Genomic DNA, 26,147 nt, shown 5'->3' on the forward strand with positions numbered 1-26,147 from the left:
AAACACGAAAGGGAAGACGTTGGGAGCGTCTTCCCTTCGGAAACTTGCATGGACTGGACGCTCAGTGGGCGAAGCTCATCTTGGGCTTGAACTCGCCTGTAGGCGCCTTATCGAATATTTGAGCAATCTGCGGGTTACGGAGCGGGATACCGCTCTCGTCGCTGATCAGATTCTGCTCGGATACGTATGCGACATATTCCGTCTCGTCGTTTTCGGCGAGAAGGTGGTAGAAGGGCTGGTCTTTGCTGGGCCGCACTTCTGCCGGTATGGAATTCCACCATTCTTCGGTGTTGGCGAATTCCGGGTCGACGTCGAAGATGACACCGCGGAAGGGGAACATCCGGTGCCGAACCACGTCGCCTATGTTGAATTTTGCGTAGCGTTCTTTCATGGCGCGACTTCCTTTCAAGCAATCATGTGGTGAATTCCACCGCCGATATCAAGGATTTTGCCCCGATTCCTTCATTCAGTTGTCACATTCGATCAACGCTGCTCGCCCAATATTGTTCGATCGCGGGATACACGAATTATTTTGTCCAGCAAGGCAGCCGCGACCGAAAGTACGTTTGCCTCACGCTTGCCAGCAAATAAAAGCCCCGGCTGATGAACTGACCGGGGCTTTCGCCCCGGTTCTTATGCCGAGTAATACATATCGTATTCGACCGGATGCGGAGTCATTTCGAAGCGCATGACTTCCTGCATCTTCAGTTCGATGAAGGAATCGATCTGATCGTCGTCGAAGACGCCGCCGGCGGTCAGGAACTTGCGATCCTTGTCCAGGCTTTCGAGCGCTTCGCGCAGCGAGCCGCAAACCGTCGGGATTTTCTTCAGCTCCTTCGGCGGCAGATCGTAGAGATCCTTGTCCATGGCCTTGCCCGGATGGATCTTGTTCTTGATGCCGTCGAGGCCGGCCATCAGCATGGCGGCAAAGGCGAGATAAGGGTTGGCGGTCGGGTCGGGGAAGCGAACTTCGACGCGCTTTGCCTTGGGGTTGGAGCCGAACGGGATGCGGCAGGAGGCCGAGCGGTTGCGAGCCGAATAGGCGAGCAGAACCGGAGCCTCATAGCCCGGTACGAGACGCTTGTAGGAGTTCGTCGACGGGTTGGTGAAGGCGTTGATCGCCTTGGCATGCTTGATGATACCGCCGATATAGAAGAGGCAGCTCTCGGAGAGGCCTGCATATTCGTCGCCTGCGAACGTCGGCTTGCCGCTCTTCCAGATCGACTGGTGAACGTGCATGCCCGAGCCGTTGTCGCCGAAGATCGGCTTCGGCATGAAGGTCGCCGTTTTGCCGTAGGCATTGGCGACCTGGTGAACGACATACTTGTAGATCTGCATCTTGTCGGCGTTGCGCACCAGCGTGTCGAACTTGATGCCGAGCTCATGCTGGGCAGCCGCGACCTCGTGATGGTGCTTTTCGACGACGACGCCCATTTCAGCGAGGACCGTCAGCATCTCGGAACGCATGTCCTGGGCGCTGTCGACGGGGGGAACCGGGAAGTAGCCGCCCTTCACGCGCGGACGGTGGCCGAGGTTGCCGGTTTCATAATCGGTGTCGTCGTTGGACGGCAATTCGCTGGAGTCGAGCTTGAAGCCGGTGTTGTACGGATCGGCCTTGTACTTGACGTCGTCGAAGACGAAGAATTCGGCTTCCGGACCGAAGAAGGCGGTATCGCCGATACCGGATGCCTTGAGATAGGCTTCGGCCTTTTTGGCGGTGCCGCGCGGATCGCGGTTGTAGGCTTCGCCGGAGACCGGATCGAGAATGTCGCAGAGGATGACCATGGTAGACTGCGCGAAGAACGGATCCATGTGAACCGTTTCGGTATCGGGCATCAGCACCATGTCGGATTCGTTGATGGCCTTCCAACCAGCAATCGAGGAGCCGTCGAACATGACGCCGTCGGCGAACATGTCTTCATCGACGCAGACGATGTCCATCGTGACATGCTGCAGCTTGCCCTTGGGATCGGTGAACCGCAGGTCAACGAACTTAACGTCGTTATCCTTGATTTGCTTGAGAATTTCGCTTGCGGTCGTCATTAAAATTACTTCCCTTGACTTAGATGACGATTACGAGCCTCGGCCGCAACGGCCGGGCGGGTTAGATGGCGTCTATACCTGTTTCTCCGGTGCGGATTCGAATGACCTCTTCCACGTTGGAGACGAAAATCTTTCCGTCGCCGATCCGGCCGGTTTGCGCAGCCTTGCGAATGGCGTCGATCACCGCTTCCGCATTCTCGTCCGCCAATACGACTTCGACCTTGACCTTAGGCAGGAAGTCGACGACGTATTCGGCGCCACGGTAAAGCTCCGTGTGGCCTTTCTGACGACCGAAGCCCTTCGCTTCCGTGACAGTGATGCCCTGCAGACCGACTTCCTGAAGGGCTTCCTTCACTTCGTCGAGTTTGAAAGGCTTAATGATCGCTTCGATCTTTTTCATGAGAAAATGTCTCTCCGCTTCTCCCGTTACAGCAGGACCATTCCCCGCTCGGCCAACCTGATGCACGTATCATGCCAGTTCACGGAGGCCTGCCGCAAAAAATCTCGGCGAATTGAGGCCGAGACTCCGGATTGATGAGGATTTTTCGGGAAAATGAAAGCGATTTCGCACCGAAACGCATGAGAAGAAGCAAAATTTTGCAAAAAAGTGCTGTATTTCTCACAATTGTACTTCAAGAGGATTTTGAATGCGCCTGCATAATAATTATGCAAAAGCATGATCTATAGGCAAAAGATGCCTCGGAATAGCGATTGTTTTTCAGGCAGGTTTCGCATTCAATGATATCCATCATGATGTCACCGCTCGCCGATCTGCTTCTTTCGCCAGGGGATATGGCTGCCGTCGATCGGGCGGCGGCTGCGTCTGGCATCGACTCCTATGGGCTTATGGAAAGGGCCGGGCAGGCGGTGGCGGCGAGCGCCCTTCGGCATTTCCCCGAGGCGCTGCGATTTATCGTGCTCTGCGGTCCCGGCAACAATGGCGGCGACGGCTATGTCGCGGCCCGCGCTCTGCGGCAAGCCGGCATGGAGGTTCGGCTCTTCCGCCTAGGTGATCCCAAAACATTGAAGGGCGATGCTGCCCGCGCCTTTGCGGAATGTCCGCTCGGTGGAGAGACACTCCGACGCTATTTGCCGCGCCGGGGAGACGTTGTCATCGACGCCATTTTCGGCGCAGGCCTCTCCCGTCCCGTCCCCGATGAGGTAGGGGCGATCATCGCAGAGATTGCTGAGGCCGATATTCCCGTCATCGCCGTCGACTTGCCCTCTGGTCTCGACGGCCGCAGCGGTCAGGTGCTTGGTGCCGCCTTTCGTGCCGTGCGCACGGTCACATTCATGACCCGCAAGCCCGGTCACCTGCTGATGCCCGGGCGAGATCTTTGTGGTGTTCTGGAGGTTTTTGACATCGGCATTCCCGCGCGCATTGTCTGCGCACACGCAGACGGCCTGATCGCGGAAAACACGCCGGCGCAATGGCAGACCGACCTTCCTGCGGCTGCCACGGATGCCCACAAATACAAGCGCGGTCATCTGGTGGTCTTTTCCGGCGGAGCGACTGCTACGGGTGCTGCGCGCATGTCGGCCATGGCGGGGCTAAAGGCGGGGGCAGGGCTCGTCACCATCGCCTCGCCGGAAGAGGCGCTGACGGTCAATGCGGGGCTGCTGACGGCGATCATGCTGCGCGCCGTCGACGACGAGGCTGCCTTGCGCGCCTGGCTTACCGACCAGCGCCTCTCGACCTTCATTCTCGGCCCTGGCTTCGGTGCTGGCGAGAAAGCGCGGCAATTTGCCCTGGCGGTGAGCGATCGCCATCTGGTGCTCGATGCCGATGGCATCACGTCGTTTCGCGACGAACCGCAGCGCTTGTTTGATGCTTTCGCGGATGGCCCGACACGGCTGATATTGACGCCGCATGAGGGCGAGTTTGCCCGTTTGTTTCCTGATATTGCCGCCGATGATGCGTTGAGCAAGGTCGAAAAGGCGAGGGCGGCAGCGGCACGCGCCCATGCTGCCATCATCTACAAAGGCGCCGATAGCGTCATTGCCGCACCCGATGGCCGGGCTTTGATCAACACCAATGCGCCGCCATGGCTTGCCACCGCCGGCTCCGGCGACGTGCTCGCCGGCATCATCGGTGGCCTTCTGGCGCAGGGAGCGCCTGCGTTCGAAGCGGCCGCGGCCGGCGTTTGGCTGCACGGCCTCGCCGGGCAGCGCGCGGGAAAAGGACTGACGGCCGAAGACCTCGTCGCCCATGTCGCTCCTTTTTGAGAAGCGCTACTTCGCCACTTCCTCCTGCAGCGCAATAGCGCCATGCGGAGCATTGACCTTGCCCTCATGAATCATGAAGGCAAAGACGTCCCGCGGCTCAGCCTTGACCTTGCGATCCCCATCGATCAACGGCAGGTCATCGGGTACCCCGCCCTCGGCCCACGTTTCCAACCGCTTGGCCCAGACCTTCAATTCCTTCGGCGGATAGCAGGTCTTGATATCGTCGGAACCCTTCTGCAGGCGGGCATAGACGAAATCTGCGGTCACATCGGCGATCATCGGATATTCGAAATGCTCGGCGCAAACAGGCGCGACATTATATTTGGCAAGCAACGCGATGAATTCCGGCACCTTGAACGAGTCATGCCTGACCTCGACGACATGCTTCAGCGCCTGGCCGTCCTGCTTGTTCGGCAGCAGCTTGAGAAATGCCTCGAAATCATCCGGATCGAATTTCTTGGTCGGCGCGAACTGCCAGAGAAGCGGTCCAAGATGATCGCCCAGTTCGCTGATGCCGGATTCGAGAAAGCGCTGCATCGATTCACCGGCCTCGGAAAGCACGCGCCGGTTGGTGACAAAACGGGTCGCCTTGAGGGAGAAGATGAAACCCTCAGGCACATCGGCTGCCCATTTGGCAAAAACCTCCGGCTTCTGCGTGCTGTAATAGGTGCCGTTGACCTCGATCACCTTCAGCTTGCGGCTGGCGAAATTAAGCTCGTCCTTCTGCTTGAGCGTCTCGGGATAAAATGTCCCGCGCCAGGGCTCAAAGGTCCAGCCGCCGATGCCGGTTCGGATCGTGCCTGCAGTGGTCATTCTCTCCTCCAATTGACTTAGCTATATTGCTTAGCTATGTTTTGAACAACTCTTGTCGAAACAAGGTTGCTTGATGACGATCGTCACCATTCATAAGGCCAAAACCGATCTCTCGAAACTTATCGCTCGTGCAGAAGCCGGCGAGGAGATTGTATTGGCGCGTGGCAACAAGCCTGTTGCGAAAATCGTCGGGCTTCGGGAGGCCAAACCAGAGATCCGTGGTTATGGCAGCCTTGCGCACTTACGCGGCAAAATTCCGGATTCCTTCTTCTTTGATCCGCTGTCGAAAGATGAGCTAGATGCATGGGAAGGCAAATATTCGTTCGACGGTGAAAAGTGAATTTTCTTCTGGATACGCATGCACTGCTTTGGTGGCTTACGGCAGACCCTCGACTAAGTTCCGTAGCGAGAAATGCAATCGAAGATCCAGATGCCTCCCGATACATAAGCTCCGTCACTCCGTTTGAGATCGCCACGAAAGTCCGCATCGGCAAGCTCGATTTTGCACGTGAAATCGCCGAGAATTTCGACAACTATGTCACTGCGGGCGCCTTTAAATGCCTTGATGTGAATACCGGCCATGCCCTGCTAGCGGGCAAAATGCCTGGAAATCATAAAGACCCTTTTGACAGGCTGCTTGCCGCCCAGTGCAAGGCGGAAAGCCTTTCGCTCATTACAGCCGATCCGGCATTCGCAGAATTCGGCCTCAATCTTATCTGGTAAATATCCGGCGAAACGTCACTCCGCCGCCGCCACCTTCTTCATCGGCCGGCGCTCCAGCAGTTCCTTCAGAAACTGACCGGTATAGGACCGCTTCTCCTTGACGATCGTCTCCGGCGTGCCCGCGGCGACGATCTCGCCGCCGCCGTCGCCGCCTTCGGGACCGAAGTCGAGGATCCAGTCGGCCGTCTTGATGACCTCCAGATTGTGCTCGATGACGACAACCGAATTGCCCTGGTTGACCAACTCGTGCAGCATTTCCAGGAGCTTGGCGACGTCATGGAAGTGCAGGCCGGTGGTCGGCTCGTCGAGGATATAGAGCGTGCGCCCGGTCGAGCGCTTCGATAGCTCCTTGGCCAGCTTGACACGCTGCGCTTCGCCGCCCGAAAGCGTATTGGCCTGCTGACCGACCTTGATATAGCCGAGGCCGACATCTTTCAGAGACTGGAGCTTGTCGCGCACGGCTGGAACGGCCGCGAAGAAATCGACGCCTTCTTCGACCGTCATGTCGAGCACATCGGCGATCGACTTGGTCTTGAAAGTGACGTCCAGAGTTTCTCTGTTGTAACGCTTGCCGTGGCAGACGTCGCAGGTGACGTAGACATCGGGCAGGAAGTGCATTTCGATCTTGATGACGCCGTCGCCCTGGCAGGCTTCGCAGCGACCGCCCTTGACATTGAAGGAAAAGCGGCCCGGCTGATAGCCGCGCGCCTTGGCTTCCGGCAGGCCAGCAAACCAATCGCGGATCGGCGTGAAGGCGCCGGTATAGGTTGCCGGGTTCGATCGCGGCGTGCGGCCGATCGGCGATTGATCGATGTCGATCACCTTGTCGATATGTTCGAAGCCATCGATGCGATCGTGGTCGGCCGGGATTTCGCGCGCGCCCATGACGCGGCGGGCGGCCGACTTGTAGAGCGTCTCGACAAGGAAGGTGGACTTGCCGCCGCCGGAAACGCCGGTAACCGCAGTGAAGACCCCGAGCGGGATCGAGGCCGTGACGTTCTTGAGGTTGTTGCCTCTCGCGCCGATAACCTTGATCTCCTTGCCCTTCTTGACCTTGCGGCGCTCGTCGGGAACCGGCACGCCGAACTCGCCGGACAGATATTTGCCGGTCAGCGATTTGGGATTGGCCATGATGTCCTGCGGCGTGCCATGCGCCACCACCTCGCCGCCATGCACGCCGGCGGCGGGACCGATATCGACGACATCATCCGCCGTTAGGATCGCATCCTCGTCGTGTTCGACGACGATGACCGTATTGCCGATGTCGCGCAGATGCTTCAGTGTTTCCAGCAGACGAGCATTGTCGCGTTGATGCAGGCCGATCGACGGTTCGTCGAGAACATAGAGCACGCCGGTCAGGCCTGAGCCGATCTGCGAGGCCAGGCGAATACGCTGGCTTTCTCCGCCCGACAGCGTGCCGGAATTGCGCGACAGGCTCAGATATTCGAGGCCGACATCGTTCAGGAAACGCAGGCGGTCGCGGATCTCTTTGAGGATACGCACGGCGATCTCGTTCTGCTTATCGGTGAACGTCTCCGGCAGCACGTTGAACCAATCGCGGGCAACCCGGATCGACATTTCAGCGACCTGGCTGATATGCAGCTTGTTGATCTTCACCGCCAGCGCTTCGGGCTTCAGGCGATAGCCATTGCAGGCCGGGCAAGGGGCGGCCGACATGAAACGTTCGATCTCCTCGCGCGCCCAGGCGGAATCCGTTTCCTTCCAGCGCCGCTCGAGGTTCGGCACGATGCCCTCGAAATTCTTGTGCGTCGTATAGGAACGGGCGCCGTCGGCGTAATGAAACTCGATCTTGTCCTCAGTGCCGTTCAGGATGACGTCTTTCGCCGTATCCGACAGGTCGCCCCAGCGGCTGCCGAGCTTGAAGCCGTAATGCTTGCCGAGCGCTTCCAGCGTCTGATTGTAGTAAGGCGAAGTCGATTTGGCCCAGGGCGCGATAGCGCCGTCGCGCAGCGTGCGCTCCGGTTCCGGGACGATCAACTCCGGATCAATTTTTTGCTGTGAGCCGAGGCCGTCGCAGGATGGGCAGGCACCGAAGGGATTGTTGAACGAGAAGAGCCGGGGCTCGATTTCCGGAATGGTGAAGCCGGAAACCGGGCAGGCAAATTTTTCCGAAAACAGCACGCGTTCATGCGTTTCGTTCAACGACTTGTTGGCGGAGCCGCCGGCCGCGGTTTCCTCCGGCGGCAAAGGCTTGTCGGCGAATTCCGCAACGGCGAGGCCGTCGGCGAGGCGCAACGAGGTTTCGAAGCTGTCCGCCAGGCGGGCCGACACGTCGGGCCTGACGACAATACGGTCCACTACGACGTCGATGTCGTGCTTGTATTTCTTGTCGAGCGCCGGCACATCGGCGATCTCGTAAAACTGCCCGTCGACCTTGACACGCTGGAAGCCCTTTTTCATGAGCTCCGCCAGTTCCTTCTTGTACTCGCCCTTGCGGCCGCGCACGAGCGGCGCCAGGATATAAAGCCTTGTGCCTTCCCCGAAGGCGAGCACGCGGTCGACCATCTGGCTGACGGTCTGGCTCTCGATCGGCAAACCTGTGGCCGGCGAATAGGGCACGCCGACGCGGGCGAACAGAAGACGCATGTAGTCATAGATTTCGGTGACAGTACCGACCGTCGAGCGCGGGTTGCGTGACGTGGTCTTCTGCTCGATCGAAATTGCCGGAGACAGGCCGTCGATCTGATCGACATCCGGCTTCTGCATCATCTCCAGGAACTGCCGCGCATAGGCCGACAGGCTCTCGACATAGCGGCGCTGCCCTTCGGCATAGATCGTGTCGAAGGCGAGTGAGGATTTGCCCGAGCCGGAAAGGCCGGTCATGACGATCAGCTTGTTGCGCGGAAGATCGAGATCGATCCCCTTGAGATTGTGCTCGCGCGCGCCACGTATGGAAATAGTCTTCAGTTCACTCATCGTCGTCTGCTGGTCCCTTGGTGTCTGCCCTTATTTAGTGATGCCCGGCCGTGAGTCGAGGCTGAAATGAAGGGCAACGCCAGGTTTTCGATTCGGTTGACAGGATCATAGAGGTGAATTAGAACAAAGAAAGAACAAATTTGCCTTTGGGTCAAGGCCGCATACCGTATAATCTCTGTGGATGACCACGGCATATGGCGCAGCTTAAATAGCGCCTGATAGCGGCAATAGTCTAAGGTGCGTGGATAGAATTTGAGAAGCCGTCGATGGGCGGCAAGCAGGGTAGGTACTCATGGCCGGTAGTGTGAACAAGGTAATTCTGGTTGGAAATCTTGGGGCGGACCCGGAAATCCGCCGTACGCAGGACGGCCGTCCGATCGCCAACCTCAACATCGCGACGTCGGAAACCTGGCGCGACCGCAATTCCGGCGAGCGCCGGGAAAAGACGGAATGGCACCGCGTCGTGATCTTCAACGAAGGTCTTTGCAAGGTCGCCGAGCAGTATCTGAAGAAGGGTGCCAAGGTCTATATCGAGGGCGCGCTTCAGACGCGTAAATGGCAGGACCAGAACGGCCAGGATCGTTATTCGACCGAAATCGTGTTGCAGGGCTTCAATTCGACGTTGACCATGCTGGATGGCCGCGGCGAAGGCGGAGGTGCTGTCGAAGGCGGTCGCGGTGGACGCGGAGGCGGTGACTTTGGCGGTGGTTACGGCGGCGACTATGGCGGTGACGACTACGGCCAGCCTTCGTCCCAATCTTCCAGCCGCGGCGCCAGCGGTGGCCGTGGGGGGGCCGCAAGCAGCGGCGGCAGCAATTTCTCGCGCGACCTGGACGACGATATTCCATTCTGATCGCCGCTTTGTTCGACAGGTTATGCCGCATTGAGCGAACGGCCCGCCTTTCGGGCGGATCTTTTGCGTCTGCTTCAGCCTTATGTGAGCTTGAGTGCGGCTTTCGCGCCGTCCACCACGAATTGAGTGGCGAGCGCGGCAAGGATGACGCCGAGCAGCCGCGTCAGGATGGCGCGACCGGTTGACCCCAGCATGCGGTCAAGCCTTTCCGAGATCGCTAACGCCGCATAGACCAGCCCGAGATTGACAGCGATGACGAGGATCAACTGGGCTCGATCGAACATGGTCTGCAGCGAACCGGCCAGCAGGATGGTCGCGGAGATGGCGCCGGGACCGGCGATCAGCGGCAGAGCCAAGGGAAATACCGCGATATTCTGGATATGATCCTTGGTGATTGCGACTTCAGTCGTCTTTTCCTTCCTGTCCTGCCGTCGCTCGAATACCATCTCGAAAGCGATCCAGAAAAGCAGCAGCCCGCCGGCAATGCGGAACGCGCCGATGGAAATGCCGAGAATGTCGAGCACGCTCGCACCGAACAAGGCAAAGGCCGCCATGATGAAGAAAGCGATCACCGAGCCGCGCAGCGCCACCTGATGGCGTTGAGCCCGGTTCATCCCGGCTGTAAGGCCGATGAAGAGCGGAGCAAGACCTGGCGGGTCGACGGTGACGAGCAGCGTTGTGAAGGCATTGATCAGCGTGTCCGCGCTCGCCATATAACCCCCGCGCCTTTGTTTCTGTTCATTATTGGCCCATTGATATGCGAGGAATGACGTTTCGCAAAGCGCAATGCGGCCTAGTCAAAACGTTCTGCCACGGAAATGTGCGATTTAGCGGGTTAAGAGGGCAAAAGCCTGTTTAAAAGCACCCATCAAAATTGGCGCTTGCAGGGCCTTTCGGCTATAAATTTCACAGTGATTCTAAAAGAGATCGTGATCTGTTTTGACTGAGCAAACACCACCCGGTGGCGGGAAGCTCCCGCCAGGCATCGAGCCGATTTCCATTATGGAAGAAATGCAGCGGTCGTATCTCGATTACGCGATGAGCGTGATCGTCAGCCGCGCGCTTCCCGATGTTCGCGATGGTCTCAAGCCCGTCCATCGGCGCATCCTTTATGGCATGTCGGAACTCGGGATCGACTGGAACAAGAAATATGTAAAATGCGCCCGCGTTACCGGTGACGTGATGGGTAAATACCATCCGCACGGCAATCTGGCTATTTATGATGCGCTCGCCCGCATGGCGCAGCCCTGGTCGCTTCGCTTGCCGCTGATCGACGGTCAGGGCAATTTCGGCTCCGTCGACGGCGATCCGCCGGCGGCCGAACGTTATACGGAATGCCGCCTGCAGAAGGTGGCGCATTCGCTGCTCGACGACCTCGACAAGGAAACCGTCGATTTTCGCGAGAACTATGACGGCACGTTGAGCGAGCCTGTCGTGGTGCCCGCAAAGTTCCCGAACCTTTTGGTCAACGGTTCCGGCGGTATCGCCGTCGGCATGGCGACCAACATCCCGCCGCATAATCTCTCCGAAGTGATCGACGGCTGCATTGCCATGATCGACAATCCAGCGATCGAACTGCCGGACATCATGCAGATCATCCCGGGTCCGGATTTTCCGACCGGTGCCAAGATTCTTGGCCGTGCCGGCATCCGCTCCGCCTATGAGACCGGACGTGGCTCCATCGTCATGCGCGGGGTCGCAACGATCGAGCCGATGCGGGGTGACCGCGAACAGATCATCATCACCGAGATTCCCTATCAGGTGAACAAGGCGACGATGATCGAGAAGATGGCCGAGCTCGTGCGCGAAAAGCGCATCGAAGGCATCTCCGATCTGCGTGACGAGTCCGACCGTCAGGGTTATCGCGTGGTGATCGAGCTGAAGCGCGACGCCAATGCTGACGTCATCCTCAATCAGCTTTATCGCTATACGCCGCTGCAGACCTCCTTCGGCGCCAACGTGGTCGCGCTGAACGGCGGCAAGCCGGAGCAACTGACCCTGCTCGACATGCTGCGCGCCTTCGTTTCCTTCCGTGAGGATGTGGTCAGCCGCCGCACTAAATATCTGCTGCGCAAGGCGCGCGAGCGCGCCCATGTCTTGGTCGGCCTCGCCATCGCCGTCGCCAATATCGACGAAGTTATCCGTGTCATCCGCCATGCGCCCGATCCGCAATCGGCCCGCGAGGAGTTGATGACGCGCCGCTGGCCGGCCGCAGACGTTGAATCTCTTATCCGGCTAATCGATGATCCGCGTCACCGCATCAACGACGACGGCACGTATAATCTCTCCGAAGAGCAGGCGCGCGCCATTCTCGAACTGCGTCTTGCCCGCTTGACGGCACTTGGCCGCGACGAAATCGGCGACGAACTCAACAAGATCGGCGCCGAGATCAAGGATTATCTCGATATTCTGTCGTCACGCGTGCGCATCCAAACCATTGTAAAAGAAGAGCTTATCGCCGTTCGCGACGAGTTTGGCACACCGCGCCGCACCGAGATCGTAGACGGTGGCCTGGAGATGGACGACGAGGATCTGATCGCCCGCGAGGACATGGTCGTCACCGTTTCGCATCTCGGCTATATCAAGCGCGTGCCGCTGACCACCTACCGCGCCCAGCGCCGTGGTGGCAAGGGCCGCTCCGGAATGACCACGCGCGACGAGGATTTCGTTACTCGGCTATTTGTTCTGAACACGCATACGCCGGTTCTGTTCTTCTCGTCGCACGGTATCGTCTACAAGGAGAAGGTCTGGCGCCTGCCGATCGGCACGCCGCAGTCGCGCGGCAAGGCGCTGATCAACATGCTGCCGCTGGAGCCCGGCGAGCGCATCACCACGATCATGCCGCTTCCGGAAGATGAGAGCACCTGGGACAATCTCGACGTCATGTTCTCGACGACGCGCGGCACCGTGCGCCGCAACAAGCTGTCGGACTTCGTTCAGGTCAATCGCAACGGCAAGATCGCCATGAAGCTGGAGGAGGAGGGCGACGAAATCCTCTCCGTCGAGACCTGCACCGAACATGACGACGTGCTTCTGACGACGGCGCTTGGCCAGTGTATCCGCTTCCCGGTTTCGGATGTGCGCGTCTTTGCCGGCCGCAATTCAATCGGCGTTCGCGGCATTACGCTGGCGTCGGGCGACAGCATCATCTCGATGACCATCGTCAATCACGTCGATGCCGAGCCCTGGGAGCGTGCCGCCTACCTCAAGCGCGCCGCCAGCGACCGCCGCTCGACCACGGGCGAAGATGAGGAAATTGCGCTGGTCGGTGAGGAAGTCACCGAAGAGGGACAGCTTAGCGATGAGCGCTATGAAGAGCTGAAGGCACTGGAACAATTCGTGCTGACGGTCTCGGAAAAAGGCTTCGGCAAGCGCTCATCTTCCTATGATTTCCGCATTTCCGGCCGCGGCGGCAAGGGCATCCGCGCCACGGACACGTCGAAGACCGGCGAGATCGGCGAACTCGTGGCCGCCTTCCCGGTTGCGGAAGGCGATCAGCTCATGCTGGTATCGGATGGCGGCCAGTTGATCCGTGTTCCCGTGAACGGCATCCGCATCGCCAGCCGTGCGACCAAGGGTGTCACCATCTTCTCGACTGCCAAGGATGAGAAAGTCGTTTCGGTCGAGCGCATCAGCGAGCCGGACGGCGAGGATGACACGGGTGACAATGGTACCGAGGACGATGTTTCGAACGGCGACGCGGAACTCTCGAACGGCGATGCCGGGGGCACGACCGAAGAATAAGCTTCGATGCACTCAGCATATGGAAATAAGGACCGGGCGGCTTGGCTGCCCGGTTTTTCGTTACTGCACTATTTCGACCTGCACCCTTTTCGACAAAAAACCGGACGCTGGGGGAGCGTCCGGTTCGAATTAACCCGAGCGATTGGAGGGCCGCGCTCGGGAGGGGAGATATCGGAAACCGCTGTGGTTCAGAGCGCCCTATGGTGTTTATTCAGCTTCTTGCTCTCCTCGCTTTCACGGTGGAGCGCTGAGATTGTGGACGCGACGGACACAACGAACATGCTGCTGATGAAGAGCGTAAGCACCGTTAATATCGTGAACATGATCGCTCCCTTCCTCTCGTGGAACTAGCGTTCAGATCCCTTAATACTGGCTGGTGGTAATAAAGGGACGAGCCGAAGCAAAGGGACCGTAGATCTTCGACTGGTCGGGCTTTTGATCATAGAGAGCGATCGTCGCGGCAAGCATTCCCGAAATCATGGTCATCCAAACGACATTAATAAGGGTGATCTTATCGGGCATACTCTGTTTCCTTCTTACCGCAATGAGCAAATCTAAGGTTCGGGCTTTAACGCGGCGGCTGGTGAATGGTTCCGCCTGATGTTGAGCCTCTGTTTACCAACGTCCGTCTGAAGCGACCTTGAATGCCTTGTTCATCTGGCGTTCAGATTCGCGATGCGTTTCGCGCATAGCGATGGCGATTTCTTGAGCAGAATTGGTGGTGTCAGCCTGCTGCGCCCATTCGATTTCGTAATTGTCGGCGAAAAGATGAACGAGGTATTCGACGACGAAGGAGCCGATAATGGCGACTGCAACAATGAAAACCAACATGGCCTGATCTTTCCTGAGCCGGAGGCGCGTGAGCCGATGAACGCGGCCCGTTTCGATGTTGGGGCGAATAAAGCATTGTTGATCTGAAACAGGCTTGAACGCCGCATTCATCAGCCGTTCAGAGGCAGCCAAGGGGTTGTAAATGACTTGCGATACCGGCCCATCCGTGACAAAAGGCGTCGAAACAATGGGCCGGTTTGGTATGACGACAGCCTTTTATCCAGGATCCTTCGATCCGATGACCAATGGACATCTGGATGTCCTCGTGCAGGCGCTGAATGTCGCCTCCAAGGTTATCGTCGCGATCGGCATTCATCCCGGCAAGAAACCGCTTTTCTCCTTCGAGGAGCGGGCGGAACTCATCACCCGATCGCTCGCCGAGGCGCTGCCGCAAAAGGTCGGCGATGTTTCCGTCGTCGCCTTCGACAATCTGGTGGTCGATGCGGCCCGCAAGCATGGCGCGAGCCTCTTGGTACGTGGCCTGCGCGATGGCACCGATCTGGATTATGAAATGCAAATGGCCGGCATGAACCGCCAGATGGCGCCCGATATTCAAACCCTGTTCCTGCCGGCCGGCACAGCATCGCGGCCTATAACCGCCACATTGGTGCGGCAGATCGCATCAATGGGCGGCGATGTCAGCGCTTTCGTGCCTGCAGCGGTTCTTGAAGCCCTGACAAGCAAGTTAAAAGACACGGTCGAATAAAAGATTGGCCGAAATTCATCTTCCGAACGGAGCACCCATGAAACTCTTTCATCTCGCATTGGCAGGTTTTCTCAGCCTCGCCGCCTTCGCAGGCAGCGCCTTTACGGCCGCCGCCGACGATTTTCTGACGATCCAGCTCAAGGATGGCCCTGTCGTCGTTCAGTTGATGCCCGATGTTGCTCCGAAGCATGTCGCGCAGATCGAAGCGCTGGCGAAAAAGGGTGCCTACGACAATGTCGCCTTCCATCGTGTCATCGATGGCTTCATGGCCCAGACCGGCGACGTGCAGTACGGTAATATGGCCAAGGGTTACAATCCCCAGAAGGCTGGTACTGGCGGCTCCGACATGCCCAATCTCCCGGCCGAGTTTTCCAAGGTTCCATTCAAGCGTGGCACCGTCGGCATGGCACGTGCTCAGGATCCGAATTCCGCCAATTCGCAGTTCTTCATCATGTTCGGTGACGGCGACTTCCTGAATGGCCAGTACACCGTCGTCGGCAAGGTCGTTTCCGGCATGGAGCTGGTCGACAAGATCAAGCGTGGCGAGGGCCAGAACGGCGAAGTCAGCAACCCCGACCGGATGGTCAAGGTCACGGTCGGCAAGAAGTAAGAGTCGAGAAGAGAAGAGGAAACGAAAATGGCTGAGATCAAGGATCCCGAAAACACCCTCATCCTGGAAACCACCAAGGGTCAGGTCGTCATTCAATTGCTGCCGCAGGTAGCGCCCGAGCATGTTGCTCGCATCAAGGAACTTGCCCGCGAGAATGCCTATGACGGCGTCGTTTTCCATCGCGTCATCGACGGCTTCATGGCTCAGACCGGCGACGTACAATACGGCAAGCAGGGCAGCGAAAGCTTCAATCCCGGCCGTGCCGGCATGGGCGGTTCTTCCAAGCCGGATCTGAAGGCTGAATTTTCTGCTACCTCGCACATTCGCGGCACCTGCTCGATGGCCCGTTCGCAGAACCCGAACTCGGCCAACTCGCAGTTCTTCATCTGCTTTGCCGATGCGCCCTGGCTGAACAAGCAATACTCCGTTTGGGGTCAGGTAATCTCCGGTATGGACATTGTCGACCAGATCAAGCGCGGCGAACCAGTGAAGGATCCGGATTCGATCGTATCCGCACGGCTTGCCGCCGACGTCTGATCGTGATTATTCCTGAAGCCCGCCTCTCGCGCTTTGGCGTTGGGGGCGGGTTTCGCTTTGCTGAGATTGCCAGAAATGCGCGTTGACCTTTTCGATTTCGACCTGCCGGATGAGCGCATAGCGCTAAGACCCGCCGAGCCACGCGATAGCGCGCGCCTGCTCGTCGTCGATCCGAATAGTGCCGAAGCAGCTCTGAGCGATTATCACATCCGCGATCTGCCGTCATTCCTGCGACCGGGCGACGCCGTCGTCTTCAACGACACGAAGGTCATCCCGGCTCAGTTGGAGGGCATCCGCCATCGCGAAGGCGCGCCCGGCCAGCAGGTGTCGGCGACGCTGCATATGCGCGCGGCACCCAATCGTTGGAAAGCCTTTGCCAAGCCAGGCAAGCGTATCAAGATCGGCGATCGTATCCAGTTCGGCCATGGCGAAAATGTCTGCCTCCTCGGTGCTCTAGACGCTGTGGTGGAAGAGAAAGGCGAGGGCGGCGAGATCACGCTGCGTTTCGACCTTTCCGGCCCGGCGCTGGACGAGGCGATCGCCACTGTCGGCCACATCCCGCTGCCGCCCTATATCGCCGCCAAGCGCCCCGAGGATGAGCGCGACCGTGCCGACTACCAGACCATCTACGCACGCGAGGAGGGCGCTGTCGCTGCCCCGACTGCGGGATTGCATTTCACCCCGTCGCTGTTTGCCGCACTGGATGCCATGGGCGTCGAGCGGCACTTCGTAACGCTGCATGTCGGCGCCGGTACCTTCCTGCCGGTCAAGGCCGACGACACCGAAGACCACAAAATGCATTTCGAGATCGGCTATGTCGACGCGACGACCGCGGGCAAGCTGAACGCCGTGAAGGCGCGGGGAGGCCGCATCGTCTGCGTCGGCACGACGTCCCTTCGGTTGATCGAAAGCGCCGCCGGTGACGATGGAACGATCCAGCCCTGGTCGGGCGCGACCGGTATCTTCATCACGCCCGGTTATCGTTTCAAGGCGGTCGATCTCTTGATGACCAATTTCCATCTGCCGCGTTCGACGCTGTTCATGCTGGTATCGGCCTTCGCCGGCCTTGATACCATGCGCGCGGCTTATACCCATGCTATTGAGACAGGCTATCGCTTCTATTCCTATGGCGATGGCAGCCTGCTCTACCGGAAAGACTAAGACGAAATGAGCGAGAGCTTTCAGTTCCAATTGAAGAAGACCGATGGCGGCGCCCGTCTCGGCGAAGTCTCCATGCCGCGCGGCACGATCCGCACGCCGGCCTTCATGCCCGTCGGTACGGTCGGTACCGTCAAGGCGATGTATCTTGATCAGGTGCGCGAGACCGGCGCCGACATCATCCTCGGCAATACCTATCACCTGATGCTCCGCCCGACCGCAGAGCGCGTCGCCCGGTTGGGCGGTCTGCACGAACTGATCCGCTGGCAGCACCCGATCCTGACCGACTCCGGTGGCTTCCAGGTGATGTCGCTCTCCGGCCTGCGCAAGCTCGATGAAAAGGGCGTCACCTTCAAATCGCATGTCGACGGCAGCACGCATCACATGTCGCCGGAGCGTTCGATCGAAATCCAGGGCCTGCTCGGCTCCGACATCCAGATGCAGCTCGACGAATGTGTGGCGCTGCCGGCAACGCCGAAGGAGATCGAGCGCGCCATGGAAATGTCGCTGCGCTGGGCGGAACGCTGCAAGGTGGCTTTCGGCAATCAGCCTGGCAAAGCCATGTTCGGTATCGTGCAGGGTGGCGTCGTTCCGGAGCTGCGCGTCCGTTCCGCACAGGCGTTGAGCGGCATGGACCTCAAGGGCTATGCGGTCGGCGGCCTTGCTGTCGGCGAGCCGCAGGAAGTTATGCTGCGCATGCTGGAGATCACCCTTCCCGAACTGCCGACGGAGAAGCCGCGCTATCTGATGGGCGTCGGCACGCCGGACGATATCCTGAAATCCGTTGCCCGTGGTATCGATATGTTCGATTGCGTGATGCCGACCCGCTCCGGCCGCCACGGCCTGGCCTTCACCCGCCGCGGCAAGGTGAATATCCGTAACGCCCGCCACGCCGAGGACATGCGCCCGCTCGATGATCAATCGAACTGCCCGGCCTCACGCGACTATTCCCGCGCCTACCTGCACCATCTCGTCCGCGCCAACGAGGCGCTCGGCGGCATGCTGCTCTCCTGGCACAATCTCGCCTATTATCAGGAGCTGATGCAGGGCATCCGCCAGGCGATCGCCGAAGGCCGCTTCGCCGATTTCATGGCCGAGACCCAGGAGAATTGGGCAAGAGGCGATCTGGAGCCGGTGTAAAATTTTTCGCCGCTGAATGTGAATGCCGGCTAATGCCTTCCGCTCGTAAGTTAAAAAAATAATACATTATACCAATAGGGTACGGTGTAATTCTCTATTTTTGAGTGAGCGAGTGCGGCGGAAATGTGCCGAGCTTTGCCGAGCGGGCCATGATGATGCCGCAATATAAAAGCATTTGAAAAAACAGTGAATCGAAATAGACATCGCCCGCCGATGATAAGATTTGCTGGCTATTTTTTGATGCTTTACGTTTGAAATTCCTTAGAACTTCGGCTACAAAGCATTCCACTTAATCGATAAGGGCTCACTAATAAAATAGGAGGCACCTGCCGTTGAGGGCGCAACGCGCATTGGGGACCTGTCTTTCCGGATTATTGTTTGTCGGATTGGCGGCCACGGGCTGTACGACGGTGGCGAAAGCACCCTCGGCCAGCAACAACTCTTCCAAGTCCATTCGGGCGACGAAGGTAACTTACAACTACACCGCAAAAGATCGCGACTGTTTGAAGCGAGCCATGTATTTCGAGTCGGAGCACTCGGACCATGATGGATACATGGCAGTGGGAACGGTCGTGATGAATAGACTGACCTCCGGCGCCTATCCCCCGTCGATCTGCGGCGTCGTCTCGCAGCAGAGGCAATTTGCGCCGGGAGTGATGACGAGGGTGGTCAGCGACCAGGCCGAACCTGAGCTCGACCAAGCGGCATCGGCGGTTCTCAGTGGAGGGCGGCATCCGGGCGTAAAGGATGCGATGTTCTTCCACACCGAAGGTCTGAAATTCCCCTATAATAACATGCACTATGTCGCCGTGGCTGGCGGAAACGCATTCTATGAGAAACGCGGACTGGACGGGGCGCTTGAAACGCCGGCGCCGCTCCCGGCCTACGAAGTTGCAATGAACTACGTGCCTGTGAAAACGGCCACAACGACGCAATTTCCGATTTTGCTGCCAACTGCAGACCAGATCCCGGTCCCAACGCCGGATCCGATGACGACTGCAAGCATCAGCGCAGCGCCAACATCCAGCATAGCCGTTCCGTTACCGCGGCCTGCGCTTGCTGGGGCGGCGGTCCAGTCCGTCAGTTTCATCAAGACGGGCGGCTAAAGCTCATTTAAGCGTGAAGGGGATTTGATCGATGTTAGCAGATGCAACCCCGATCAAATTCCCTCGCTCGTCGTGTTCGGCAGGATCTGTACGCCATTGATCTTGTAGCTGCCATCAGGCTGATGGGTGATCTGATAGATTGCCGTCCAGTCTTTGCCATCCGTGCCGGTGATCAGCACTTCCTGATAGACGACAGCGCCGTTGTCGATGGCGCGGCTCTTGCCGAAGGCGTAATTGCCTGGATGGTAGACAGGCTGATAGCTCTTCTTCACCATCGCAAAGAAGGTGTCCTTGTCCGGAAAAAGCGCCTTGATACCGGGTGCAGCGAAGGCATAGGCCGACGCCGCATCATCGTGCAGGAAAGCTTCGATCTGTTGCTGAATGAGCGTCTGTGCCGACTGCACCGGATCTTCCGCTCGTGCGGCCGGCGCGAAGGCGAGGGTGATGCAGAAGGTGGCTGCGAGAGATAAGGCGCGCATGGACGATCTCCGGCAATATCCGGAAGAGCATAGCGCGCTTTGTGCCTTTGCAGAAGGGACGGCGGAGTGTCACCGATCAGCTTCTGCAAGGTTCGATGCTCATCGAATCTCGCAAAAGCCAAACCCGATTATTGCCACCGGCGGAACAGAGCGCTGGCATTGACGCCGCCAAAGCCGAAACCGTTGGAGATGGCATATTCCATCGCCATTGGCCGGGCTGTTGCGCCGACAATATCGATACCCTCGGCCGCCGCGTCCGCCTCCAGCAGATTGCGGGTCGGGGGCGCAATCTGGTCACGCAAGGCCATGATGGTAAAGACCGCTTCCAGGCCGCCGGCCGCACCCAGGAGGTGGCCTGTCGCGGCCTTCGTGCCGCTGACGGCGATGCCGCCATCGCGCCCGAACACTGTTTTAATGGCTTCCATCTCGCCGCGGTCACCGACCGGCGTGGAGGTCGCATGGGCGTTCAGATGTTTGACTTCGCGGGGCGAAATGCGGGCCTGAGAAAGAGCCGCCAGCATCGCCCGGCGTGCGCCGTCGCCGTCTTCCGGGCCTGCCGTCATATGGTAGGCATCGGCGGCGGTTCCGTAGCCGACGAGTTCGGCAAGCGGGCTGGCGCCGCGCGCCAGAGCATGGTCCAACCTCTCGATCACCAGCATGCCGGCGCCTTCGCCCATGACGAAACCGTCGCGGCCGACGTCGAAGGGACGGGAAGCCTCTTCCGGCCGGTTGCTGAAACCGGTGGAGAGTGCGCGTGCGGCCGCAAAGCCGCCGAGGCTCACCTTGTCGATACAGGCCTCCGCGCCGCCGCAGATCGCTACGTCGGCTTCACCGGCGCGGATGAGCCGCGCAGCATCGCCGATCGCCTGAACGCTGGCGGCGCAGGCCGTGACCGGCGCGCCGAGCGGCCCCTTGTAGCCATAGCGAATGCTGACTTGGCCGGCCGCCAGATTAACGAGGAAGGAGGGGACCGTGAAGGGCGACAATCGCCGCACGCCGCGCGTCTCAGCGGTGCGGACGGCGTCAGCGATTGCCGGAAAACCGCCGATGCCGGAAGCGATGACCGTGGCGGTGTGTTCCAGCTCTTCGGGATTGGCCGGCTGCCAACCGGCTTGTTTGATCGCCTCTTCCGCGGCCGCCATGGCGAAGAGGATGAAGCGATCCATCTTCTTCTGGTCTTTCACCGGCACATAGCGATCGGCATCGAAACCGGCTTCGCTATCCTCTTCAAGGCTCGGCACGACACCGCCGACCTTGGCGGCGAGATCGCCGACCATTGTCTCCGGCAGAAGCCTGAGACCCGAGCGCCCTTCGACCAGCCGCCTCCAGGCGGCGTCCACACCGACGCCCAGCGGTGAAACCAGGCCCATGCCCGTTACGACGATTCGATCCATAATCGGGTACTCCTATGTTTATCAGGCGTCGAAGCCCAGGAACCATGCTTTCATCTGCGCTATCCGTTCATGAACAGCCTCATCGGCCCCCGGTCCGGGCACCAGAATCGTGTCTTCGGGATGAAAAGCGCGGCCGGTCACGCGGTCGATGAGAAGGGGATCGCGATCCTCACCCGTTGCCGGGTCGGCCAGACGCATCGCCACTTCCTCGGGCGGCAAATGCCGGTTACCCCAAGTGAACAGCGCCATTAGAACGGGAAAGAAGTCGCGCCCTTTTTCGGTCAGCACATATTCGTAGCGCGGCGGCCGTTCGCTATAGAGGCGGCGCTCGAATAGACCTTCGTCCGTCAGATGCTTCAGCCGCCGCGTCAAGATATTCGGCGCAACGCCAAGATTCTTTTGGAATTCATCGAAACGCGTCAGCCCCTGCAGCGCATCGCGCAGAATGAGAATGCTCCACCAATCACCCACGCTTTCGAGCGCGCGGGCGGCGGGACATTTGAAGGCGCTGAAGCTTGTTCTCTGCATGGCCGAGGCGAATAGCATGAGTTACTATCATCATGCAAGTCACAGAAGCCAAAGTAGGGCGAGGGCAGACTCGATGCTTTGAGGCCCTATGACATAGCGTCAGGGCGCCCCAACATGACGCTGGAACGCGAAACGAGACTGATAGCTCTCAGGTTGAGGCGCAGAGCTCGAAGAGCGGAGCCTCGATCCATGGGGTGGATTGCAAGATCCGATCCTTACGTATCCGACTCCGCCGGCACCGAAGGACTCACTTCCTCTTCGGGAATATCGTCGAAGGAGGCGTAGTTGAGATTATAGAGCTTCGAATAGAGCTTGCCGTTGGCCATGAGCTGATTGTGGTTGCCGCTTTCGATCAACTGACCGTTCTGCAAGACGATGATACGATCGGCCTCGCGGATGGTGGCGAGGCGGTGAGCGATCACAAGGCCGGTGCGTCCCTCGAGCAGCTTCACCAGTGCCTTCTGGATGAGCATTTCGGTGTAGCTGTCGATATTCGCGGTTGCCTCATCGAGCACGAGTATTTTGGCGTCGGCGATGAGGGCACGGGCGAAGCTGACGAGCTGGCGTTGGCCGAGTGATAGGCCACCGCCGCGCTCGCCGAGAACGGTGTCGTAGCCGTCGGCGAGCCGCATGATGAAGTCGTGCGCGCCGACGGCCTTTGCTGCCTCGATGATTTCCTCGCGCGTTGCCTCGGCTTTGTTGTAGCGAATGTTCTCCAGCACGGTCCCGGTGAACAGGAAGGGCTCCTGCAGCACCATAGCGATCTGTCGGCCGAGCGAATCCTGGGTGAGGGAGCGTACATCATGTCCGCCGACGAGCACCTGGCCCTGCTGCACGTCGTAGAAACGATGGATCAGAGCCATGGAACTCGACTTGCCTGAGCCGGTCGGCCCGATCAGCGCCACAGTCTCACCGGGATTGACCTTGAAGCTGACGTTCTTCAGCACCGGATGTTTCGGATTATAGCCGAAGACGACATCGCGGAATTCGACCGAACCGTCCATGTCGGATGACAGTACCTTGGCATCCGGCGCATCCTGAATGTCGATCGGCACGTCGAGTACATCCGTCAGCCGCTGGCCGGAGGCCATGGCGCGCTGCATGACGGAATATTGCATGGTGAGCGACCGGATAGGGTCGAAGAAACGCTGAATGTAGAACAGGAAGGCAACCATGACACCTATATCGAGCCGGTGGTTCAGCACCATCGAACCGCCAACGATAATGACGATAGCCATGGCCATGCCCGTCAACGTATCGACGATCGGCACCATTACCTGCGCATACCGTGCCGCGGTCAGGTGCGCCTTGAGATTGGTATAGGCCTTATCGTCGAAGAGGCCGAAATTGACGCTCTGCCGGTGCATGCCTTGAACGGCGCGCACGCCGTGGATTGCCTCGGCCAATGCGCCGCTGGTCACGGAATTTGTCTCATGCGCATTCATGAAAGCGACGCGTGCCTTCGGCAGCCAGAACAAGCGCACGATAAAGAGGATCGGCATGACGGAAAGCGTCAGCAGGCCGAGCCGGAAATCGAGCGATAGCATGACAACGATGATGCCGAAGAGCAGGGCGATATCGCCAACGGAAAGCACCGATGTTTCAAGGAATTCCTGCATGGAGTTGACGTCGCCCTGCAGGCGCGACATCAGCCGCCCGACTTCGGTCTTGTCCATGAAGGAGAGCGATACCCGCTGCAAATGGGCGAACATCGCCCGCCGGATATCGAAGAGCACTTCTTCGGCAACTTGGCCGACAAACGTCTCCTGCACATAGCTTGCAGCGTAGTTGACGAGGATCGCTGCTGCGAAGATCGCCAGCGCCAGCCAAAGCGCCGAATAGTTGACAGCGCCAGCCGCCATCGCATGGTCGATCGCATAGCGGATGACGAGCGGGATGACGATCTGCGACCCGGTGAAAAGAAGCACGGCTCCGACGGAAATGTAGATCTGGCGACGATAGGGGCTGACGAAGGTCCAGATGCGGCGGATGATCTTGCCATCGAAGACCTTGCCGAAAATCTCTTCCTCGACGCGATGGGAGCCGACCACGGCGCGGGGAGGCCGCCGCCCGTCCTCGCGCACGTCGTTGCGCTCGGTTTCAGTGGTTTCCGACATTGTCAGACCTCCCTTTCGCCGCCGCAGACCTGTCGTTGGAGACCTTCGCGACATCACCGTCCGGGCGAACCTGCAGGTCGTACAGCGCCTTGTACCGTCCCCCCGCGGCAAGGAGCTGCTCATGGGTTCCGCGCTCGACGATCTCGCCGTCTTCTATAAACAGGATCTGGTCCGCATGCATCAGTGAACTCAGCCGATGGGCGACAACGAGGGTCACACGATCGCGGGCAAAACGCTTCATGGCGCTGCGGATGCGCTGCTCGGTTGCGGCATCGATCGCAGCGGTGGAATCGTCGAACACCATCACCGCCGGCTTCAGCATCAGTGTCCGCGCGATCGTCAAACGCTGGCGCTGGCCACCGGAAAGCGACACGCCGCGTTCGCCGACGACGGTGGTATAGCCGGCCGGCAGGCCAAGAATATAGTTGTGCAGTTGCGCGGATTCGGCGGCGCGCTCGATGCGCTGCTCCTTCGCCCAGGGATCGCCATAGGCGATATTGTTTTCGATGCTCGTGGTGAAAAGGAAGGAATCCTGCTGCACGACGGCAACCGACTGGCGCAGCGACTGCAGCGTCGCCCTGCGGATGTCCTGGCCGTCGATGGTGATGCGGCCGGAGGTGACATCATAGAAGCGGGGAATCAGATGCGCGATGGTGGATTTGCCGCTGCCGGGGGGGCCGACGATGCCGATCGTCTCACCGCGTCGCGCCTCGAAGCTGATATTCCTGAGGATAGGTCGTTTTTCCGGGCCGGGATAGGCGAAGCCGACATTCTCGAAGCGCAGAACACCATCCGTGACTGCAAGCGGCTTGGCATCCGGAGCATCTTTGATGGCAATATCGAGATCGAGCAGGGCAAACAGCCGCGAGCCGCAGGTCGAAGCGCGGGCGAACGCGTTGACCATCAGGCCGAGCTGGCGCACCGGCATCTGCAGTATGGTCATGAAGGTCAGGAACGAGGCGAGGGTGCCGACGCTGATCTCGCCCGCAATCACCTTGCTGCCGCCAACCCACAGCACGAGGCCCATTGCGGCAAAAAAGGAAAAGTTCATGGCGCTGGTATTGGCGACGCGGATGCCGACGCGTTTGTGGGCGAGGGTGAGTGCATTGTGCGACGCCCGGTCGAACTTCATGAGTTCATGAGCCTGCGCCGCAAAGGCGCGCACGACGCGAATGCCACCGAGGTTTTCTTCCATCACGCGGGTCAGCACCGAAAGCCGTTCCTGTAGGTCGAGCCAGGTCGCACGCAATCTGAGCTGCGTCACGGACGAGCGCCAGGCTACGAAAGGCACGAAGCTCAGCGCTAGAAGTCCGAGCAGGACATCGGTCGACAGCAGCATATACGCGCCGACGCCGATCAGCATGGTGAGCAGCACCATGCGCACCAGCGCCGTCGAAAAATACATGCGCACGCCTTCGAGATCCAGCAGGCCGACGGTGATGAGATCGCCGGAGTGCACCTTGTCGTGGAAGCTGAAGGAGAGCTGCTGAATTTTTTCATAGCAGGCGAGCCGCAACTCATAGCCCATATGGTGTCCGACGGATTCGCTATAGTAGTTCTGCACCATCGTGAAAAGGCCACGCATGATGCTGACGACCAGCAGAAGCAACGCGGTGGTCACCAGCGCATTTTCAGCGAGCTGCCCGGCCGCGCCGCCGGCAACTACCGTTTGCGTCTGGTCTACCGCACGGCCGAGCAGGCGTGGGATCAGGAGCTGGAGCGTCGCCGCAACGAACGTCGAGCCGATCGCCAGGCCGGTTTGCCAGGGATGGCGCAGCGTCATATGCGTGATCCGCACGATGGTGGAGAGCCCTCGACCCCAGCCGGCCGCATTGACATGCGCCAACGAAGCCAATGGCTTCGCCGCGCTTCTTGATGAATCGCTGCTCACGCTCTTATCCAGGCATTTTTGAACGAGGCGGGCCCGAAATCGGGTTCGGATCGCAAAGGGAATATTGGTAGGACGAATGTCGCCGATTCCGACCTGTCATTCAAGAGTCAATTGGTCACAAGTGCCACCTGAGCGTTAGATTGCGTGTTCGATGATGGGGCTATTCGGCTGAGCTGTGGCGTCGCGAATTTACACTCGGAATTGGCCAAGTGCGGCCGGCGATAGGAGTTGCCGACGAAAAGATTCAGACAAATTCCAAGCGCCTGTCGGTTCCACCCTGAGAGAAACGTCTTCGGATCGACAAACCCAAG

General features: G+C 59.2%; 24 protein-coding genes. 11 read left to right on the forward strand and 13 right to left on the reverse strand.

The annotated features are described in order from the left end of the window. Positions 1-61: 61 nt before the first annotated feature. The 3 genes from hspQ to K290_RS0117770 form a co-directional block, all read right to left on the reverse strand. The gene (gene hspQ, locus K290_RS0117760) at positions 62-391 is read right to left on the reverse strand and encodes a heat shock protein HspQ (RefSeq protein WP_028753189.1); all 330 of its coding nucleotides are present in this window, start codon (positions 389-391) and stop codon (positions 62-64) included. Positions 392-633: 242 nt separating this feature from the next. Continuing rightward, entirely contained in the window at positions 634-2,043 is a 1,410-nt protein-coding gene (glnA, locus tag K290_RS0117765; RefSeq protein WP_028753190.1) for a type I glutamate--ammonia ligase, read from the reverse strand. Between the two features lie 61 nt (positions 2,044-2,104). Then, positions 2,105-2,443: a P-II family nitrogen regulator gene (locus K290_RS0117770; RefSeq protein ID WP_003539626.1), complete on the reverse strand. Its 339-nt coding sequence runs from the start codon at positions 2,441-2,443 to the stop codon at positions 2,105-2,107. Between the two features lie 350 nt (positions 2,444-2,793). Here K290_RS0117770 and K290_RS0117775 point away from each other — a divergent pair, with 350 nt between their 5' ends. Next, positions 2,794-4,269 carry a bifunctional ADP-dependent NAD(P)H-hydrate dehydratase/NAD(P)H-hydrate epimerase gene (locus K290_RS0117775; RefSeq protein WP_028753191.1) on the forward strand — a complete coding sequence of 492 codons (1,476 nt, stop codon included), beginning with the start codon at positions 2,794-2,796 and terminating at the stop codon, positions 4,267-4,269. A gap of 6 nt (positions 4,270-4,275) precedes the next feature. Here K290_RS0117775 and K290_RS0117780 read toward each other — a convergent pair whose 3' ends face one another. Further along, positions 4,276-5,082: a DUF72 domain-containing protein gene (locus K290_RS0117780; protein ID WP_028753192.1), complete on the reverse strand. Its 807-nt coding sequence runs from the start codon at positions 5,080-5,082 to the stop codon at positions 4,276-4,278. A 73-nt stretch (positions 5,083-5,155) separates the two neighbouring features. Here K290_RS0117780 and K290_RS0117785 point away from each other — a divergent pair, with 73 nt between their 5' ends. Both K290_RS0117785 and K290_RS0117790 read left to right on the forward strand, forming a co-directional pair. After that, positions 5,156-5,422 carry a type II toxin-antitoxin system Phd/YefM family antitoxin gene (locus K290_RS0117785; RefSeq protein ID WP_037135671.1) on the forward strand — a complete coding sequence of 89 codons (267 nt, stop codon included), beginning with the start codon at positions 5,156-5,158 and terminating at the stop codon, positions 5,420-5,422. Next, positions 5,419-5,805, forward strand: coding sequence for a type II toxin-antitoxin system VapC family toxin (locus K290_RS0117790; RefSeq protein ID WP_028753194.1), 387 nt, complete (start codon positions 5,419-5,421; stop codon positions 5,803-5,805). The genes K290_RS0117785 and K290_RS0117790 overlap by 4 nt, the downstream gene beginning before the upstream one ends. A 15-nt stretch (positions 5,806-5,820) precedes the next feature. Here K290_RS0117790 and uvrA read toward each other — a convergent pair whose 3' ends face one another. Then, complete coding sequence (gene uvrA / locus K290_RS0117795; protein ID WP_028753195.1) at positions 5,821-8,742, reverse strand: excinuclease ABC subunit UvrA; 2,922 nt, start codon at positions 8,740-8,742, stop codon at positions 5,821-5,823. A 292-nt stretch (positions 8,743-9,034) separates the two neighbouring features. On the opposite strand from uvrA, the gene K290_RS0117800 reads away from it, so the two are divergent. Continuing rightward, positions 9,035-9,595: a single-stranded DNA-binding protein gene (locus K290_RS0117800; protein ID WP_028753196.1), complete on the forward strand. Its 561-nt coding sequence runs from the start codon at positions 9,035-9,037 to the stop codon at positions 9,593-9,595. Between the two features lie 80 nt (positions 9,596-9,675). Here the strand turns inward: K290_RS0117800 and K290_RS0117805 are convergent, their stop codons facing one another. Beyond that, the gene (locus tag K290_RS0117805; RefSeq protein ID WP_028753197.1) at positions 9,676-10,308 is read right to left on the reverse strand and encodes a MarC family protein; all 633 of its coding nucleotides are present in this window, start codon (positions 10,306-10,308) and stop codon (positions 9,676-9,678) included. A gap of 226 nt (positions 10,309-10,534) precedes the next feature. Between K290_RS0117805 and gyrA the strand changes: the two genes are divergently transcribed. Beyond that, the gene (gene gyrA, locus K290_RS0117810) at positions 10,535-13,339 is read left to right on the forward strand and encodes a DNA gyrase subunit A (protein WP_028753198.1); all 2,805 of its coding nucleotides are present in this window, start codon (positions 10,535-10,537) and stop codon (positions 13,337-13,339) included. A 363-nt stretch (positions 13,340-13,702) separates the two neighbouring features. Here the strand turns inward: gyrA and K290_RS37950 are convergent, their stop codons facing one another. Beyond that, positions 13,703-13,861 (reverse strand): hypothetical protein, encoded by a 159-nt coding sequence (locus K290_RS37950; protein WP_172831022.1) that lies wholly within the window; start codon positions 13,859-13,861, stop codon positions 13,703-13,705. A gap of 93 nt (positions 13,862-13,954) precedes the next feature. Beyond that, a complete protein-coding gene (locus tag K290_RS0117825) occupies positions 13,955-14,281 on the reverse strand; it encodes a hypothetical protein (RefSeq protein ID WP_245276574.1) in 327 nt (108 codons plus the stop codon). Positions 14,282-14,372: 91 nt separating this feature from the next. Between K290_RS0117825 and coaD the strand changes: the two genes are divergently transcribed. From coaD to K290_RS34460, 6 genes are all read left to right on the forward strand, one after another. Then, entirely contained in the window at positions 14,373-14,876 is a 504-nt protein-coding gene (gene coaD, locus K290_RS0117830) for a pantetheine-phosphate adenylyltransferase (RefSeq protein WP_028753200.1), read from the forward strand. A 37-nt stretch (positions 14,877-14,913) separates the two neighbouring features. Further along, the gene (locus K290_RS0117835) at positions 14,914-15,486 is read left to right on the forward strand and encodes a peptidylprolyl isomerase (RefSeq protein ID WP_028753201.1); all 573 of its coding nucleotides are present in this window, start codon (positions 14,914-14,916) and stop codon (positions 15,484-15,486) included. Positions 15,487-15,513: 27 nt separating this feature from the next. Continuing rightward, positions 15,514-16,023 (forward strand): peptidylprolyl isomerase, encoded by a 510-nt coding sequence (locus K290_RS0117840; protein WP_028753202.1) that lies wholly within the window; start codon positions 15,514-15,516, stop codon positions 16,021-16,023. A 75-nt stretch (positions 16,024-16,098) separates the two neighbouring features. Then, entirely contained in the window at positions 16,099-17,184 is a 1,086-nt protein-coding gene (gene queA / locus K290_RS0117845) for a tRNA preQ1(34) S-adenosylmethionine ribosyltransferase-isomerase QueA (protein WP_028753203.1), read from the forward strand. Positions 17,185-17,190: 6 nt separating this feature from the next. Then, complete coding sequence (tgt, locus tag K290_RS0117850; RefSeq protein ID WP_028753204.1) at positions 17,191-18,321, forward strand: tRNA guanosine(34) transglycosylase Tgt; 1,131 nt, start codon at positions 17,191-17,193, stop codon at positions 18,319-18,321. A 332-nt stretch (positions 18,322-18,653) separates the two neighbouring features. Beyond that, on the forward strand, positions 18,654-19,427 hold the full coding sequence (locus tag K290_RS34460; protein WP_037135674.1) for a cell wall hydrolase: 774 nt from the start codon (positions 18,654-18,656) through the stop codon (positions 19,425-19,427). A 53-nt stretch (positions 19,428-19,480) separates the two neighbouring features. Here the strand turns inward: K290_RS34460 and K290_RS0117860 are convergent, their stop codons facing one another. From K290_RS0117860 to K290_RS0117880, 5 genes are all read right to left on the reverse strand, one after another. Then, positions 19,481-19,906, reverse strand: a complete 426-nt coding sequence (locus K290_RS0117860; RefSeq protein WP_037135676.1) for a DUF4864 domain-containing protein — start codon at positions 19,904-19,906, stop codon at positions 19,481-19,483. A gap of 128 nt (positions 19,907-20,034) precedes the next feature. Further along, positions 20,035-21,300 (reverse strand): beta-ketoacyl-ACP synthase II, encoded by a 1,266-nt coding sequence (fabF, locus tag K290_RS0117865; protein ID WP_028753206.1) that lies wholly within the window; start codon positions 21,298-21,300, stop codon positions 20,035-20,037. A gap of 21 nt (positions 21,301-21,321) precedes the next feature. Beyond that, positions 21,322-21,828, reverse strand: coding sequence for a winged helix-turn-helix transcriptional regulator (locus K290_RS0117870; RefSeq protein ID WP_028753207.1), 507 nt, complete (start codon positions 21,826-21,828; stop codon positions 21,322-21,324). A 215-nt stretch (positions 21,829-22,043) separates the two neighbouring features. Continuing rightward, positions 22,044-23,945, reverse strand: a complete 1,902-nt coding sequence (locus tag K290_RS0117875; protein ID WP_028753208.1) for an ABC transporter ATP-binding protein — start codon at positions 23,943-23,945, stop codon at positions 22,044-22,046. Further along, positions 23,929-25,791, reverse strand: coding sequence for an ABC transporter ATP-binding protein (locus tag K290_RS0117880; protein WP_210311519.1), 1,863 nt, complete (start codon positions 25,789-25,791; stop codon positions 23,929-23,931). Before K290_RS0117880 ends, K290_RS0117875 begins: the two co-directional genes overlap by 17 nt. Positions 25,792-26,147 lie beyond the last annotated feature (356 nt).

The organism is Rhizobium leucaenae USDA 9039 (assembly GCF_000426285.1).
In the GTDB taxonomy this organism is placed as follows: domain Bacteria; phylum Pseudomonadota; class Alphaproteobacteria; order Rhizobiales; family Rhizobiaceae; genus Rhizobium; species Rhizobium leucaenae.